We start from the raw sequence: 16231 nt of genomic DNA, 5'->3' as shown, positions 1-16231 counted from the left end.
TGCCACACGATCTTCTGTGCGCAAGGCGTGGTCCGCATCCTGGACCACGCCTTGAGGCACAGCGCCGTACGAGGGTTCAGGCGTGGGTGGCGGCGGCCCACCGTTCGAGCGTCCGCCGGGCCGCGCCCGAGTCGATCGACTCGGCTGCCTTGGCCATGCCGGCCCGGATCCGCTCCACCAACGGCCCGTCCCCCGGTTCCAGGGCCACCAGTGCCGCCGCCGAGTTCAGCAGGACGGCGTCCCGCACCGGGCCCGTCTCGCCGTCCAGCAGCCGCCGGGCCACCCCGGCGTTGTAGGCGGGGTCGGCGCCGCGCAGCGCCGCCACGGGCACCAGGTCGAGGCCGACCTCGCGCGGGTCGAAGACCTCCTCGGTGATCTTGCCGTCGCGCACCCTCCACACCCGGGAGGTGGCGGTGATCGTCAGCTCGTCCAGGCCGTCGTCCCCGCGGAACACCAGCGCGGACGAGCCGCGCTCGGCCAGCACCCCGGCGATGAGCCCCGCCATCCGGGTGTCGAAGCAGCCGATCGCCGAGGCGGTGACCCGGGCCGGGTTGGTCAGCGGGCCGAGCAGGTTGAACGAGGTCGGGATCCCCAGGTCGCGCCGGACCGCGCCGACGAACCGCATCGAGGGGTGGAAGGCGGCCGCGAAGCAGAAGGTGATCCCGGCCTCCTCGACCACCCGCGCCACGCGTTCGGGCGTCAGATCCAGATTGATGCCGAGCTGTTCGAGCACATCGGAGGATCCGCTGGCCGAGGAGGACGCCCGGTTGCCGTGCTTGACGACCTTGGCGCCGGTGCCCGCGAGCACGATGGCGGACATCGTCGAGATGTTGACCGTCTTGGCCCGGTCGCCGCCCGTGCCGACGATGTCGACGGCCGGCCCGGGGATGTGCAGCGGCTTGGCATGCTGGTACATCGCCTCGACCAGACCGGTGATCTCCTCGACCGTCTCCCCCTTGGCCCGCAGGGCCACCAGGAAGCCGGCGATCTGGGCATCCGCCGCCTCGCCGGACATGATGCGGTCCATGGCCCACGCCGTGTCACGGGCGCTCAGGTCCTGCCCGCCGAGCAGGGTGCTCAGCAGCTCGGGCCAGGAACGGCCCGCCGCGGTGTCGCCTCCAGCGGGGGTCACAGCGCTCATCAGCCGCTCCGGTCGTCGCAGATCGTCGTCATGTACGGATCGACTCCACCCTATCCACCCGGCGGACGTGCGAGGGGCCCCGTCCGGTGTTCGGACGGAGCCCCTCGCACGTGGTGTGGCGTGCGCAGCGATCAGTGGTGGCCGTGGCCGCTCGTGATCTCCTTGTACTCCTCGACGGTGGGCTTCGGGATCTGGGCGTCCTCGCCGTAGTAGGCGTCGCTGAGCTTGGCGCGCAGCTTCTCGGAACCCTTCACCTTCCGCTCGACACCGTTCTCGTCGACCGTCGGGCCGATCTCGGCCGGCTCGTACTGGTGGTGGGCCGTGAGGGTGTGCAGCTGCTCCTGGCTGAGCGGCTCGTGGACCTCGATGAACTCACCGTGCGGCAGGCGCTTGATGATGCCGGTCTCGCGGCCGTGCAGCACCTTGTCGCGGTCCCGGCGCTGCAGGCCGAGGCAGATCCGCTTGGTGACGATGAACGCGATGACCGGTCCGGCGAAGAAGAAGATCCGGACGAACCAGGTGACGGCGTTGATCGACAGATGCAGATGCGTGGCCCACAGGTCGTTGCCACCGCCGACCAGGGTGATCATGTAGATCGTGATCCAGGCGACACCGAACGCGGTACGGGTCGGGGCGTTGCGCGGGCGGTCCAGGATGTGGTGCTCGCTCTTGTCGCCGGTGACCCAGGACTCGATGAACGGGTAGACCGCGATCGCCGCCAGGACCAGCGGGAAGACGACCAGCGGGATGAACACGCCCAGGACGAGCGTGTGGCCCCAGAGGTTGATCTCCCAGCCCGGCATGAAGCGGATCAGACCCTCGGCGAAGCCCATGTACCAGTCGGGCTGGGCGCCGGTGGACACCTGGTCCGCACGGTAGGGGCCGATGGCCCAGATCGGGTTGATCTGCGCGATGGCCGCGATGGCCGCGATGGCGCCGAAGACCAGGAAGAAGAAGCCTCCGGCCTTGGCCATGTAGACCGGCAGCAGCGGCATGCCGACGACGTTCTTCTCGGTCTTTCCGGGGCCCGCGAACTGCGTGTGCTTGTGGTAGAAGACCAGGATCAGGTGGCCCACCACCAGGCCGAGCATGATGCCCGGCAGCAGCAGGATGTGGACCGAGTAGAACCGGGCCACGAAGTCATGGCCGGGGAACTCGCCGCCGAAGAGGAAGAACGAGAGGTATGTGCCGACGATCGGCACGGACAGGATCGCGCCCTCCATGAAGCGGACACCGGTGCCGGAGAGCAGGTCGTCCGGGAGCGAGTAACCGGTGAAGCCGGTGAACATGCCGAGGACGAACAGCAGGAAGCCGAACAGCCAGTTGATCTCACGCGGCTTGCGGAACGCGCCGGTGAAGAACACGCGCATCATGTGCACGAACATGCCGGCGAGGAAGATCAGCGCGGCCCAGTGGTGGATCTGCCGGACCAGCAGACCACCGCGCACATCGAAGGAGATGTGCAGGGTCGAGTTGAACGCCTCGGACATCAGCTGACCCTGCAGCGGGACGTACGAGCCGTGGTACTCCACCTCGTTCATCGACGGGTGGAAGAACAGCGTCAGATACACACCCGTGAGGATGATGATGATGAAGCTGTAGAGGCAGACCTCGCCCAACATGAACGACCAGTGGTCGGGGAAGATCTTGCGCATGTTGGCCTTGGCCAGGGAGTAGATCCCGAGCCGGCCGTCGGCCCAGTCGGCGACGCGTTCGCCGGCCGGTGCCTTCCCGCCGGAGCGGGGCTCTTGGTTCGTTGCAGTGCTCATCCGCGCTCCCAGAAGGCAGGACCGACGGGCTCCGCGAAGTCGCCGAGCGCCTGGAGGTAGCCCTCGTCGCTCACGCCGATGTGCAGCTGCGGCAGGGCGTGGCCGGCGGGGCCGAAGATCACTCGGGCACCGTCGGAGAGGTCGAAGGTGGACTGGTGGCACGGGCAGAGCACATGGTGCGTCTGCTGCTCGTAGAGCGAGATCGGGCAACCGACGTGGGTGCAGATCTTCGAGTAGGCCACGATGCCCTCGTGCGACCACTCGAGCTCGCGCTTGTCCTTGATGTTGTCCGGCTGGATCCGGACGATCATCACGGCGGCCTTGGCGATCTCGGTCTGGAACTCCTCGTCGTGCTCCTCCAGGCCCTCGGGCTTGGCGAAGGTCAGCGAGCCGACGGCGACGTCCGAGGGACGCAGCGGCTCGTTGGTGTTCATGTTGACGAGCAGCGTGCCGTTCTTCCACAGCGTGTGGCGGAGCTTGGACTCGGGCAGCGGGCCGAGGTCGCGCAGCAGGACGACGCCAGAGAGCGGCACCAGGGTGAGCGCGCCGAACATCGTGTTGCGGATCAGCTTGCGGCGACCGAGCGCCGACTCCTTGGCGCCCTGCTTGAAGTCCGCGTGCACCTTCGCGCGGACCTCGGGGGTCGCCTCGATCGCGTGCCGTTCGTCGGCGATCTCCGCGTCGGACATCAGGGTGCGGGCCCAGTGGACCGCGCCCGCACCGATGCAGAACAGCGCCGCGCCGAGGGTCAGGCCGAGCGCGAAGTTGAGCGCGCTGATGTGACCGATCGGGAAGACGAAGATCGACTTGTCGTGCGGGATCGCCACGTAGGAGGCGATGAAGCCGACGGTGGCCAGCATCGACACCGTGAACAGCAGGGCGACGACCCGCTCGGACCGCTTGGCGGCCCGCTCGTCGATGTCCTGGATCCGGTGCTCGTGCGGCGGCAGCCCCGGGTCGGCGAACGGGTCCTTCTCGTCCGCGACGCTCACCGCGCCGGGCGCGTGCTCGGCCGGCAGGTTCTCTTCTGGAATGTCTTGGCTACTCATGACTTCTTGGCCTTTGCGGTCCGAGCGGCGACCCAGACGGCGACCGCGACCAGTACGCCCAGTCCGAAGATCCAGGAGAACAGACCCTCACTGACCGGTCCGAGACCGCCCAGCGAGAGGCCACCGGGGTTCTCGGTGCCACTGCTGTTGACCGCGTTCAGGTACGCGATGATGTCCTTCTTGTTCTTCTCCGACAGCGTGGTGTCGGGGAAGGACGGCATGTTCTGCGGGCCGGTCTGCATGGCCTCGTACATGTGCTTCGGGTCGACATCTTCGAGGTCCGGCGCGAACTTGCCCTTGGTCAGCGCACCGCCCTTGCCGGTGAAGTTGTGGCACTGCGCACAGTTGGTGCGGAACAGCTCGCCGCCCTTGGCGATGTCCGCACCCTCCGGGCCGTACTGCGCCTTCGTCGGCACCTCCGGACCGGCGCCCAGCGAGGCGATGTACGCCGCGAGCTGGTCGATCTGGGCCTGCGTGTAGATGTTCTTCTTGCTCGGGACCTGGGCGCCCTGGGAGGTCGCGGCCGGCATCCGGCCGGTGCCCACCTGGAAGTCCACGGCCGCGGCGCCCACACCCACGAGGCTCGGCCCGTCGGAGGAACCCTGGCCACCGGTGCCGTGGCAGCTGGCGCAGCCCACCGAGTAGAGCTTCTTGCCCTCCTCGATGGTCGTCAGGGACTGGGCGGTCTCGTCGGCCTGCGCCTTGTCCGCGGGCGCGAACGCGGCGTACAGCCCCCCAGTGGCCGCCAGCGCGAAGAGTAGGACGACGACCGCCGCCAGCGGATGGCGTCGTCGTGCGGAGAGCTTTTTCACGGATTACCCCGGTGTCAGGATCTTCTGCGTCGATGCTTCTGTGGTGGATCGGTGGCCGTCGTCCGGCGCGCCGATTTACTTGATCAAGTAGATCGTGGCGAAGAGGCCGATCCAGACGACATCGACGAAGTGCCAGTAGTAGGACACGACGATGGCGGCGGTCGCCTGCTCGTGCGTGAACCTCTTCGCCGCGTAGGTGCGGCCGAGGACCAGCAGGAAGGCGATGAGACCGCCCGTCACGTGCAGGCCGTGGAAGCCGGTGGTCAGGTAGAACACGGAACCGTACGGGTCGGAGGACAGGGAGATCCCGTCCTTCTTGACCAGCTCCGTGTACTCGTAGATCTGACCGCCGACGAAGATCGCACCCATCACGAAGGTGACGATGAACCAGCCGCGGAGCTTCTTCACGTCACCGCGCTCGGCGGCGAACACACCGAGCTGGCAGGTGAGCGAGGAGAGCACCAGGATCGTGGTGTTCGTCGCCGAGAAGGGCACGTTGAGCGCGTGCGCCATCGACTTCCAGTGCGCCGGTCCCGTCACCGACCGCAGGGTGAAGTACATCGCGAAGAGGGCCGCGAAGAACATCAGCTCGGAACTCAGCCAGATGATGGTTCCGACGCTGGTGAGGTTCGGCCGGTTGACCGACGGGTGCGCGTGCCCGGTTTCTACTGTCGTTGCTGTCGCCACGCCCGACATTATGTCGGGCGCTTATCCCGCCCTCACTCCCGGGGGTGCCGTTCGGAGTGTCTGCCCCTGTCATACCGGTGTTGACGTGGTGTTCATGGGAGTAACATCCGCCCCAACGGCCTTGTCCGCACGACGCAGACGTCTCGGAGGAACAATGCAGCCGACCGCCACGGTGCTGGTCTACAGCGACGACTCCACCACCCGCGAGCAGGTACGGATGGCCACCGGCCGACGGCCGGCCCCCGATGTCCCCCTGGTCGAGTTCGTGGAATGCGCGACCCCGGCCGCCGTCGTCCGCGAGCTGGACCGCGGCGGGATCGACGTCTGTGTGCTGGACGGTGAGGCCGTGCCGATGGGCGGCATGGGGGTCTGCCGGCAGATCAAGGACGAGGTGTTCGGCTGCCCGCCCGTGCTGCTGCTGATGGGGCGGCCCCAGGACGCGTGGCTGGCCACCTGGAGCCGGGCCGATGCCGCGGTGACCCTGCCGGTGGACCCGGTGGAGTTCGCGTCGGCGCTCGCCTCGCTGCTGCGTCGGGCGCGGCTGCTCAGCGTGTAGCGCTCCGCTTGGTTGGGCCGTGGCCGTGTGGGCCGTCGGTCGACTGCGGCGGCGTCGTGGTCGCTCGCGCAGTTCCCCGCGCCCCTTTGGGGGCGCGGGGCTCGTGGGTCACAGGGCCTTGGGCTCCAGTTGGGGGGCGTTCTGGTGGTTTGAGCCGGAGGTCAGGGCGCTGCCGGTGCGCCACTTGGTCCAGTCGATGTTCCAGTCGCCGTAACCGTTGTCGAACGGCTCCATCTCGTCGCCGTTGGAGTTGACGACCTTGACGATGTCGCCGGGGCGGACGGTGTCGTAGAACCACTTGGCGTTGCCGGTGCTCATACCGGTGCAGCCATGGCTGACGTTGGCGTAGCCCTGGGAACCGACGGACCAGGGGGCGGCGTGGACGTACTCGCCGGACCAGGTGACGCGGGTCGCGTAGTACACCGGCAGGTCGTACGAGTCCGAGGTGCCCTCGGCGATGCCGACGGTGCTGCCGCGCATCCGTACGAAGTACTCCTTCTCCAGCACCACCTTGACCCCGTTGCGGGTCTCGAAGCCGGGCTTGCCGGTGGTGATCGGGATCTGGTTGATCTCCTGGCCGTTCTTGTAGACCGTGAGGGTGTGCGCGGTGGCGTCCGTGAGGGCCTCGACCCGGTCCCCCGTGGTGATCTTCAAGGGCTTTGCCTTGCCGCCTCGCAGCCGGTCGTCGATCCGGATGCCCTCCAGGTTGCTGTGCACCTGGATGGTGGCGTGGGCGGGCCAGTACTCCTGGGGGCGGTAGTGCAGCAGCTTGTCGTTCACCCAGTACCAGGCGCCCTGCGCGGCGGGCGTGGAGTCGACCCGGAGGGCGTTCTCCACGACGGCCCGCTGTGCCTTGTCCTTGATGGGCTCGTTCAGTTCGGCCGTGATGGGCTGTCCGACGCCGTACTCGCCCGCCTCGGGGCCGAAGGTGACATCCAGGGTCTTCTTGGTGGTGGGCCGGCTGGTGTCGAAGGTGAGGGTCTTGCGGCCGGGCGCACCGTTCTTGTTCTCCGTGCTGACCCGCACGGTGTAGTGGGCGTCGGCGGCGAGCGGGGAGGTGCTGTGCCAGCGGCTGCCGTCGGCCGTGAGTTCGCCCGCCACATAACGTCCGGTCGCGTCCACGGCCGTGACGTCCGTGATGCGCCCCTGACCGCTCTTGGCGGTCACTTCCAGGGGCTTGTCCGGGTCGGCCTTCTTCCCGGCGTCCTTCGGGGCGTTGAAGGAGATCTGTTCCGCGGCGTCGTAGGGCTTGGCCGCCAGGGGGTCGTCGCTGTGCGAGCCGCAGGCTAGGGCGCCGGTGCCGAGGGCGGTCACCAGCAGCGTGCAGCCGACGACGGTGCGGGTGCGGGTGCGGGTGCGGGCTCGGGGGCCGCTAGGGAACGGAGTGTGGCTCATGGCCTCACGTTACGGAGCCGCGTCAATGCTGGCGCGCTGGGTGAACCGTACGGGTGAACGCCCCCGGCGTGACGACGCACGAGAGCCCGGACCCCCGTGCGGAGGTCCGGGCTCCTGTGCGTGCTCGGTACGTGCTACTGGGTGCGGCTCTCACCGTGGTAGTACTCGAAGACCCAGCCGAACAGGCCGATCAGGATGATCGGCAGCGAGAAGTACAGCAGCCACCAGCCGACCGCAATCCCGAGGAAGGCCAGCGCGCCGCCGACGCCGAGGGCGAGCGGCTGCCAGCTGTGCGGGCTGAAGAAGCCCTGCTCGCCCGCGTCGTCCGCGACGTCGGCCTCCTTGTTGTCCTGGGCACCCGCGTCGACCCGCCGGGCGGTGAAGCCCAGGTAGAAGCCGATCATGATGCACAGGCCGAAGGCCAGGAAGAGCGCCGTGGTACCGGCCGGCTCCTTCGACCACACGCCGTAGACGACCGCAATGACGAGCACGAAGACGCTCAGCCACATGAACATCCGGCCCTGGATCTTCACTTGCCGGCCTCCTTGCCGCCCGCGATGGCGCTGCTGCCGTGACCGGCGTACTCCAGCTCCTCCAGGGCCGCGATCTCAGGGTGGTGCAGGTCGAATGCCGGGGATTCACTGCGGATCCGCGGCAGGGTGAGGAAGTTGTGCCGCGGCGGCGGGCAGGACGTCGCCCACTCCAGCGAGCGGCCGTAGCCCCACGGGTCGTCGACCTCGACCTTCTTGCCGTACTTGGCCGTCTTCCACACGTTGTAGAGGAACGGCAGGATCGACAGACCCAGCAGGAACGACGCGATCGTCGAGACCGTGTTCAGCGCGGTGAAACCGTCGGCCGCCAGATAGTCGGCGTACCGGCGCGGCATGCCCTCGGCGCCCAGCCAGTGCTGCACCAGGAAGGTGCCGTGGAAGCCGATGAACAGCGTCCAGAAGGTGATCTTGCCGAGGCGCTCGTCCAGCATCTTGCCGGTGAACTTCGGCCACCAGAAGTGGAATCCGGCGAACATCGCGAACACCACGGTGCCGAAGACGACGTAGTGGAAGTGGGCCACCACGAAGTAGGAGTCGGAGACATGGAAGTCCATCGGCGGCGAGGCCAGGATGACACCGGTCAGACCACCGAAGGTGAAGGTGATCAGGAAGCCGGTCACCCAGAGCATCGGTGTCTCGAAGGACAGTGAGCCCTTCCACATGGTGCCGATCCAGTTGAAGAACTTCACACCGGTCGGGACCGCGATGAGGAAGGTCATGAAGGAGAAGAACGGCAGCAGGACACCGCCGGTGACATACATGTGGTGCGCCCACACGGTCACGGACAGGCCGGCGATGGCGATCGTCGCGGCGATCAGACCCATGTAGCCGAACATCGGCTTGCGGGCGAAGACCGGGATGATCTCACTGACGATGCCGAAGAATGGCAGCGCGATGATGTACACCTCTGGATGGCCGAAGAACCAGAAGAGGTGTTGCCATAGCAGTGCTCCGCCGTTTGCGGCGTCGAAGACGTGGGCGCCGAACTTGCGGTCGGCCTCCAGCGCGAACAGCGCGGCGGCCAGGACCGGGAAGGCGAGCAGCACCAGGACACCGGTCAGCAGCACGTTCCACACGAAGATCGGCATGCGGAACATGGTCATGCCGGGGGCGCGCATGCAGATGATAGTGGTGATGAAGTTGACCGAGCCGAGGATGGTGCCGAAGCCGGACATGGCCAGACCCATGATCCACATGTCGGCGCCGATGCCGGGCGAGCGGACCGCGTCGGAGAGCGGGGAGTAGGCGAACCAGCCGAAGTCGGCCGCGCCCTGCGGGGTGACGAAGCCGCCGACCGCGATCAGCGAGCCGAACAGGTAGAGCCAGTAGGCGAACATGTTCAGCCGGGGGAAGGCCACGTCCGGCGCGCCGATCTGCAGCGGCATGATCCAGTTCGCGAAGCCGGCGAACAGCGGCGTCGCGAACATCAGCAGCATGATCGTGCCGTGCATCGTGAACGCCTGGTTGAACTGCTCGTTCGACATGAACTGCAGTCCCGGCCGGGCCAGTTCGGCGCGCATCAGCAGCGCCATCACGCCACCGATCATGAAGAACGCGAACGACGTGACGAGATACAGCGTCCCGATCGTCTTGTGGTCGGTGGTCGTCAGCCACTTCACCACGACGTTGCCGGGCTGCTTGCGCCTGACCGGCAGCTCGTTCGCGTACGAGTCTTCAGCTGCCGCGGCACCCTGGGGTTCGTTGAGGATGCTCACAGGTTGTTCGTCTCCCGGTTCTTCTCGTGGCTCGTCTGCTCGATGCCAGCGGGAATGTAACCGGTCTGCCCCTTCTTGACGAGGTCCTTGAGGTGCTGCTGGTAGCGCTCGGGGGAGACGACCTTCACGTTGAACAGCATCCGGGAGTGGTCGACGCCGCAGAGCTCGGCGCACTTGCCGAGGAAGGTGCCCTCCTGGTTGGGGGTCACCTGGAAGGCGTTCGTGTGGCCCGGGATGACGTCCTGCTTCATCAGGAACGGCACCACCCAGAAGGAGTGGATGACGTCGCGCGAGGTGAGGACGAAGCGGACCGTCTTGCCCTTGGGAAGCCAGAGCGTCGGACCCGGGTTGTTGGTCTGCGGGTTCCGGGTGCCCGGCGTACCGACGTCGTAGACCCCGCCGGCGTTCGCCGGGAACTCGTCCTTGAACCGCTTGGGAACCGCGTCCAGGTTCTTGTCGGTCTTGGCGTCGCCGGTCGAACCGGGCACGTTCTCGATGTAGTTGAAGCCCCAGCTCCACTGGAATCCGACCACGTTGACCGTGACGTCGGGCTTCTTGGAGAGGTCCAGGAGCTTCGTCTCGTCCCGGGCGGTGAAGTAGAACAGCACCGAGATGATGATGATCGGGACCACCGTGTACAGAGCCTCGATCGGCATGTTGTACCGGGTCTGCGGAGGAACCTCGACCTTGGTGCGGCTGCGCCGGTGGAAGATCGCACTCCACAGGATCAGGCCCCACACCAGCACGCCGACGGCGAGCGCGGCAGCCCAGGAGCCTTGCCACAGGGAGAGGATCCGCGGAGCCTCTTCCGTGGTCGGGGTGGGCATACCAAGGCGGGGGAAGTCCTTGTATGTGCAACCGGTAGCGGTCGCCAGGACCAGGCCCGCGGTCATTGCCTGGAGCAGCTTCCGCCGCATCGGGCGCCGCGGCGAGCGGTCGGAGCCGTTGGGACTCACGTAGCGCCTTCCCGAGAGTCTCGCCCGCGCGGTTCGGCTGCGGCCTTCTCGCTGGTCGGTCGCCGCCCTGCGTCGGGCAGGGGTTTGGATGTTTATGCGGACCAAACCCTAGCCCACCCCCTCCGGGGGGTCGCGGGGAGGGTGCCGTACGCGCCGCGGGTCGTGCGGGGAAGGGGGGTGGTGGCGAGTTCGGGGGGCGGGGGCGGTTTGCGGGTGCGGGTGTGTTGTGGCTTGTTGCGCCCACGCGGCGGAGCCGCATGTCGATACAGCCCCGCGCCCCTATCAGGGGGCCTCGCGTCGACTGGCGAGTGCGGGAGCGTCGTGGTTGATCGCGCAGTTCCCCGCGCCCCTATCAGGGGCCTCGCGTCGACTGTCGAGTGCAGGAGCGTCGTGGCTGGTCGCGCAGTTCCCCGCGCCCCTATCAGGGGCCTCGGGTCGACTGTCGGGTGCGGGGGTGTTGGGGTTGATCGCTCCGTCACGTTCTCGGCTTCGCTCGGACAGGGGGGACCCCCACCGTGGTGGAGCCGCATGTCGGTGCAGCCCCGCGACCCTGTCGGGGGTGGCGGGCGTTTTAACGTTGCGGTATGGCCTACTTCGATGCCGCTTCCGCTGCTCCCCTTCATCCCGTTGCCCGGCAGGCGCTGCTGGCCGCGCTGGACGAGGGGTGGGCCGATCCGGCGCGGCTGTACCGGGAGGGACGGCGGGCGCGGATGCTGCTGGACGCGGCGCGGGAGACCGCCGCTCAGGCGGTGGGGTGCCGTCCCGACGAGCTGGTGTTCACCTCGTCCGGAACCCGCGCCGTGCACACCGGGGTCGCGGGGGCGCTGGCCGGGCGGCGGCGGGCCGGGCGTCACCTGATCGTGTCAGCCGTCGAACACTCCTCGGTGCTGCATGCCGCCGACGTCCACGAGCGGGACGGTGGGGCGGTCACCCGGGCGGCCGTCGACCGATCGGGGGCGGTGGACCCGTCGGCGTACGCGGCCGCCCTGCGCCCGGACACCGCGCTGGCCTGTCTGCAGTCGGCCAACCACGAGGTGGGCACCGAGCAGCCGGTGGCGGCGGTCGCCGAGGCGTGCCGGGCGGCTGGGGTGCCGCTGCTGGTGGACGCGGCCCAGTCGCTGGCGTGGGGGCCGGTCGAGGGTGGCTGGTCGCTGCTGACGGGGAGCGCCCACAAGTGGGGCGGGCCGCCCGGGGTGGGCCTGCTGGTGGTGCGCAAGGGCGTGCGGTTCGCGGCCCAAGGCCCCGCGGACGAACGGGAGTCGGGCCGGGCGGCCGGATTCGAGGACATCCCGGCGATCGTGGCCGCGGCGGCCTCGCTGCGGGCGGTACGGGCCGAGGCCGGCCGGGAGGCGGCACGGCTGCGGGAGCTGACGGAGCGGATCCGGACCCGAGTGCCGCGGGCGGTGCCGGACACGGAGGTGGTCGGCGATCCGGACCGCCGACTGCCCGGGATCGTCACGTTCTCCTGTCTCTACGTCGACGGCGAGACACTGCTGCACGCGCTGGACACGGAGGGCTTCTCCGTCTCGTCCGGCTCGTCCTGCACCAGCAGCACGCTGACGCCGAGCCATGTGCTGCGGGCCATGGGGGTGCTCAGCGAGGGGAACGTCCGGGTGTCGCTGCCGCCGGGGACGGCCGAGGATGATGTCGAGCGGTTTCTGTCGGTGCTGCCGGGCGCGGTGGCCGAGGTGCGGGAGAAGCTCGGCGCGCCGACGCCGGCGCCGGTGACGCCCCCGGCCCGGCCAGGGGCGCTGATCGTGGACGCCCGCGGCAAGCGATGCCCGATTCCGGTGATCGAGCTGGCGAAGGTCATCGGGGAGGTGCCGGTGGGTGGCGAAGTGCGGGTGCTCGCGGACGATGAGGCGGCCCGGCTGGACATCCCCGCGTGGTGCGAGATGCGCGGGCAGGAGTACGTGGGTGCGGAGCCGGCGGACCACGGCTCGGCCTATGTGGTCCGCCGGGTGACGTAGTCAGGCGAGGTGACTCTGCACCTCGGCCGCCGCGTCATGGCCGTACGCCTTGGTGAAGCGGTCCATGAAGTGGGCGCGGCGCAGCTGGTACTCCTGGGTGCCGACCGTCTCGATGACGAGGGTGGCGAGCATGCAGCCGACCTGGGCGGCCCGCTCCAGCGAGACGCCCCAGACGAGACCGGACAGGAAGCCGGCGCGGAACGCGTCGCCGACGCCGGTGGGGTCGGCCTTGCGCTCCTCCTGGGGGCAGCCGACCTCGATCGGTTCGCCGCCGGCCCGCTCGATGCGGACGCCGCGGGCGCCGAGCGTGGTGACCCGGTGGCCGACCTTGCCGAGGATCTCCTCATCGCTCCAGCCGGTCTTGGACTCGATGAGGCCCTTCTCGTAGGCGTTGGAGAACAGGTACGTGGCGCCGTCCAGCAGCGTCCGGATCTCCTCCCCGTCCATGCGGGCGATCTGCTGGGAGAAGTCGGCGGCGAACGGGAGGTCCCGGGAGCGGCACTCCTCGGTGTGCCGGAGCATCGCCTCCGGGTCGTCCGCGCCGATCAGCACGAGGTCGAGGCCGCCGATCCGGTCGGCGACGGTCTTCAGCTCGATGAGGCGGGCCTCACTCATCGCGCCGGTGTAGAAGGAGCCGATCTGGTTGTGGTCGGTGTCGGTGGTGCACACGAAGCGCGCGGTGTGCAGGGTCTCGGAGATGTGCACGGAGTCCGTGTCCACGCCGTGCCGCTCCAGCCAGGCGCGGTAGTCGTCGAAGTCGGAACCCGCCGCGCCGACCAGGATCGGCCGGGTGCCGAGCTGTCCCATGCCGAAGGCGATGTTCGCGCCGACCCCGCCCCTGCGTACGTCGAGGTTGTCGACCAGGAACGAGAGCGAGACGGTGTGCAGCTGATCCGCGACGAGCTGGTCGGAGAAACGACCGGGGAACGTCATGAGATGGTCGGTGGCGATGGAGCCGGTGACTGCGATGCGCACGGCGAGGACTCTCCTGGAGGGAGGCAGTTTGACAGTTCACGCTACCCGGTTCGCACAGGGCGCTGAAGTCGACGAAAATAGCCGATAGCAGTTCCTTCTCCGCTTCTTCTCCGCACATTCGAGCCTGCCTACGGTGTCCTCATGACGAACCTCAAGGTCCACTCCACCGCCCCGGCCGATCTCGAAGGAGACCTGGCCTCGCTGCGCGGCGACTGCGCCCGGATGGCTCCGCACTGGGCCGCGCCCCGGGACACCGACACCCGTCCGGTGCCGCCGTCGCTCATCCACGGGGTGACCGTCCCGCCGCGCTCCGCCCGGCTGCTGGACGCGATGTCGGACTACGGCGACTGAGCCTGAGCCGCCCCGCGGCGGCGCGCGACCGGACGGACCCGGCGCGCGCCCGCGGGAACCGCGCGCTCCCGTTCCGCGTCCCATCGCCGTCCCCTCGAAAGGGGATGCGGGATACGACCCATCAAGGAGCGATGCGGTGAACACCGAGCGACCCGACACCCCCGACACCCCCGAACGGGACGACGAGGACGCCACCGCGGGTACCGCCGAGAGGGCCGCGGAGGAGAAGACCGCCGCGCCCCGGGACGAGAAGACCACCGTGGAGGAGGCGGCGCGGGCGGGGAGCACCCCGGTGACGGAACCGGAACCCGAATCGGTGACGGAAGCGGAAGCAGAATCGGTGACGGAAGCGGAAGCAGAACCGGTGGCGGAAGCAGAACCGGTGGCGGAAGCGGAACCGGTGCGGGCGGTGGGCGGGCCCGCCCCGGAGCGAGAGTCGGCGCCCTCCGCGCGGCCACGGCACGACGAGCCGCCCGCGACGACCACCGCGTCCCGGGACGAGCAGGACGTGCACGGCGGCAGCGGGTGGCGGCGGTTTCCCGTGGTGGTCGCCTCCGTCGCGGTGGCGGTATTGCTGGTCGGGGGTGGTGGGGCCTATGTGGCCGCCACCGCGGACGGCGGCGCGGGCGGCGGTTCGGACAGCGGTTCGGGCCCGGCACTCGGTGCCGACGGCGCACCTCCGCGGCTCGCGCTGGACGGGTACACGGCGCCCGCGGCGGGCTCGTCGGCGTCGCCGGGCGGTACGAACGGGATCGCGCCCGGTGAGCCCGATCCGTACGGCATGACGTACGAGGCGAGCGGCTCGCTGCCCGACGGACCCGGCTCGGCACCGGTGTACCGGCCCGCGGGCGAGGTCGGCGCGGACCAGGTGGCCGGGCTGGCGACGGCGCTCGGGGTGGACGGTAGGCCGGTGGCCGACGCGGCGGGCTGGCGGGTCGGCTCCGGGCGGGACGGCTTCGGGCCGAGCCTGCGGGTGGCCAAGGAAGCGCCCGGGAACTGGACCTTCCAGCGATCCGCGTCCGGCACCGACAACTGCAAGAGCGGCACCACCTGCCCGCAGAGCCCCGCCGACCCGGCCGCCGAACCGGTGAGCGGGCCGGCCGCCGAGAAGGCGGCGGCGCCGGTCCTGAAGGCGCTCGGCCAGGACGACGCGAAGATCGACGCGAGCCGGGTGGCGGGCGCCCAGCGGGTGGTGAACGCCGATCCGGTGGTCGACGGATGGCCCACCCACGGCTGGACGACCGGGCTGACCGTGAACGGACAGGGCGAAGTGGTCGCGGGCAGCGGGCTGTTGAAGGCGCCGGAGAAGGGGGACACCTATCCGGTGCTGAGCGCGCGGCGGACGCTGGACCTGATGAACGCGGCACCGCGGACCGACCACCGCATGGGCGTCGGCGGCTGCGCCGGCCCCGTACCGCTGAAGGACCGGCTGGAGCAGCCGTGCGCGGCCGAGGCGCCGACGGCCGCGCCGCGGCCGGGCACGGCGACCGTGCGGAACGCGGTCTTCGGGCTGGCCTCGCACTTCGTCGAGGGGCGGCGGACGCTGGTGCCGTCCTGGCTGTTTGAGGTGCGGGGCGCGGGTGCACCGGACGTCTTCACGGTGACCTATCCGGCGGTGGACCCCGCGTACCTGGGCGGGGCGGACCCGTCGCCCGCGCCGCCCGCGGAGTCGGCGCCCGCCCCGAAGACGCGGAACGTCACGGTGGACGGTTACACGGCCGACGACTCGGAGCTGACCGTGAGCTTCTCCGGCGGGGTGTGCGCCGACTACACGGCGTCGGCAAAGGAGAGCGCGGACCGGGTGACGGTCACGGTGACGGAGAAGCCGTGGCCGGACACGGTCTGCATCCTGATCGCCAAGGAGTACCGGAAGACGGTCCCGCTGGATGCGCCGCTGGACGGCCGGAAGGTGGTCGGCGCGGACGGCGAGCCGATCCCGAAGGGCGCGCCGCGCGCTCCGCTGGGTCGGCCGTGATGCGCTTGTCCGCCGGGCGCGGGCGCGTCGTGGCCGGTCGCTCCCCCAAGTCCTCGGCTCCGCTCGAACAGGGGAGACCCCCACCCCGGCGGAGCCGCATGTCGATACAGCCCCGCGCCCCCTTCGGGGCGCTGCCGACATCACCGGCGCGGTGCGCACCGCACGCTCCGCCGAGGCGACCATGATGCGCTCGTCGATCGGGCGCGGGCGCAGCGTGGCCGGTCGCTCCCCCAAGTCCTCGGCTCCGCTCGAACAGGGGAGACCCCCACCGCGGCGGAGCCGCATGTCGATACAGCCCCGCGCCCCCTTCGGGGCGCTGCCGGATGTGC

Annotated in this window: 14 protein-coding genes; 4 read left to right on the top strand and 10 right to left on the bottom strand. The window is 69.5% G+C overall.

The annotated features are described in order from the left end of the window. Window positions 1-76: 76 nt before the first annotated feature. From trpD to ctaE, 5 genes are all read right to left on the bottom strand, one after another. Window positions 77-1141, bottom strand: coding sequence for an anthranilate phosphoribosyltransferase (gene trpD, locus ACWEKM_RS23015; protein ID WP_451623068.1), 1065 nt, complete (start codon window positions 1139-1141; stop codon window positions 77-79). A 131-nt stretch (window positions 1142-1272) separates the two neighbouring features. After that, window positions 1273-2910 carry a cytochrome bc1 complex cytochrome b subunit gene (gene qcrB, locus ACWEKM_RS23010; RefSeq protein ID WP_451623067.1) on the bottom strand — a complete coding sequence of 546 codons (1638 nt, stop codon included), beginning with the start codon at window positions 2908-2910 and terminating at the stop codon, window positions 1273-1275. Beyond that, on the bottom strand, window positions 2907-3959 hold the full coding sequence (gene qcrA, locus ACWEKM_RS23005) for a cytochrome bc1 complex Rieske iron-sulfur subunit (RefSeq protein ID WP_451623066.1): 1053 nt from the start codon (window positions 3957-3959) through the stop codon (window positions 2907-2909). Before qcrA ends, qcrB begins: the two co-directional genes overlap by 4 nt. Beyond that, window positions 3956-4771, bottom strand: a complete 816-nt coding sequence (qcrC, locus tag ACWEKM_RS23000) for a cytochrome bc1 complex diheme cytochrome c subunit (protein WP_451623065.1) — start codon at window positions 4769-4771, stop codon at window positions 3956-3958. The genes qcrA and qcrC overlap by 4 nt, the downstream gene beginning before the upstream one ends. 75 nt (window positions 4772-4846) lie before the next feature. Beyond that, window positions 4847-5467: an aa3-type cytochrome oxidase subunit III gene (gene ctaE / locus ACWEKM_RS22995; RefSeq protein WP_451623064.1), complete on the bottom strand. Its 621-nt coding sequence runs from the start codon at window positions 5465-5467 to the stop codon at window positions 4847-4849. A gap of 145 nt (window positions 5468-5612) precedes the next feature. Between ctaE and ACWEKM_RS22990 the strand changes: the two genes are divergently transcribed. Beyond that, on the top strand, window positions 5613-6014 hold the full coding sequence (locus ACWEKM_RS22990; protein ID WP_451623063.1) for a hypothetical protein: 402 nt from the start codon (window positions 5613-5615) through the stop codon (window positions 6012-6014). Between the two features lie 108 nt (window positions 6015-6122). Here ACWEKM_RS22990 and ACWEKM_RS22985 read toward each other — a convergent pair whose 3' ends face one another. The 4 genes from ACWEKM_RS22985 to ctaC all read right to left on the bottom strand — a co-directional run bounded on the left by ACWEKM_RS22985 (window position 6123) and on the right by ctaC (window position 10631). Beyond that, window positions 6123-7409, bottom strand: coding sequence for an Ig-like domain-containing protein (locus ACWEKM_RS22985; RefSeq protein ID WP_451623062.1), 1287 nt, complete (start codon window positions 7407-7409; stop codon window positions 6123-6125). Window positions 7410-7543: 134 nt separating this feature from the next. Next, window positions 7544-7942, bottom strand: coding sequence for a cytochrome c oxidase subunit 4 (locus ACWEKM_RS22980; RefSeq protein WP_451623061.1), 399 nt, complete (start codon window positions 7940-7942; stop codon window positions 7544-7546). Further along, window positions 7939-9675 (bottom strand): aa3-type cytochrome oxidase subunit I, encoded by a 1737-nt coding sequence (gene ctaD, locus ACWEKM_RS22975; protein ID WP_451623060.1) that lies wholly within the window; start codon window positions 9673-9675, stop codon window positions 7939-7941. The genes ACWEKM_RS22980 and ctaD overlap by 4 nt, the downstream gene beginning before the upstream one ends. Continuing rightward, a complete protein-coding gene (ctaC, locus tag ACWEKM_RS22970) occupies window positions 9672-10631 on the bottom strand; it encodes an aa3-type cytochrome oxidase subunit II (RefSeq protein WP_451623059.1) in 960 nt (319 codons plus the stop codon). The genes ctaD and ctaC overlap by 4 nt, the downstream gene beginning before the upstream one ends. 584 nt (window positions 10632-11215) lie before the next feature. Here ctaC and ACWEKM_RS22965 point away from each other — a divergent pair. Continuing rightward, a complete protein-coding gene (locus ACWEKM_RS22965; RefSeq protein WP_451623058.1) occupies window positions 11216-12601 on the top strand; it encodes an aminotransferase class V-fold PLP-dependent enzyme in 1386 nt (461 codons plus the stop codon). Here ACWEKM_RS22965 and ACWEKM_RS22960 read toward each other — a convergent pair whose 3' ends face one another. Further along, entirely contained in the window at window positions 12602-13576 is a 975-nt protein-coding gene (locus ACWEKM_RS22960; protein ID WP_451623057.1) for a carbohydrate kinase family protein, read from the bottom strand. It lies immediately after the preceding gene. 141 nt (window positions 13577-13717) lie between these two features. Here ACWEKM_RS22960 and ACWEKM_RS22955 point away from each other — a divergent pair, with 141 nt between their 5' ends. Both ACWEKM_RS22955 and ACWEKM_RS22950 read left to right on the top strand, forming a co-directional pair. Then, window positions 13718-13927 (top strand): hypothetical protein, encoded by a 210-nt coding sequence (locus tag ACWEKM_RS22955; RefSeq protein WP_451623056.1) that lies wholly within the window; start codon window positions 13718-13720, stop codon window positions 13925-13927. Between the two features lie 136 nt (window positions 13928-14063). After that, window positions 14064-15902, top strand: coding sequence for a hypothetical protein (locus ACWEKM_RS22950; protein ID WP_451623055.1), 1839 nt, complete (start codon window positions 14064-14066; stop codon window positions 15900-15902). Window positions 15903-16231 lie beyond the last annotated feature (329 nt).

This window comes from Streptomyces sp. NPDC004752 (assembly GCF_053601275.1).
This window is presented reverse-complemented; position numbering and strand designations above follow the sequence as displayed.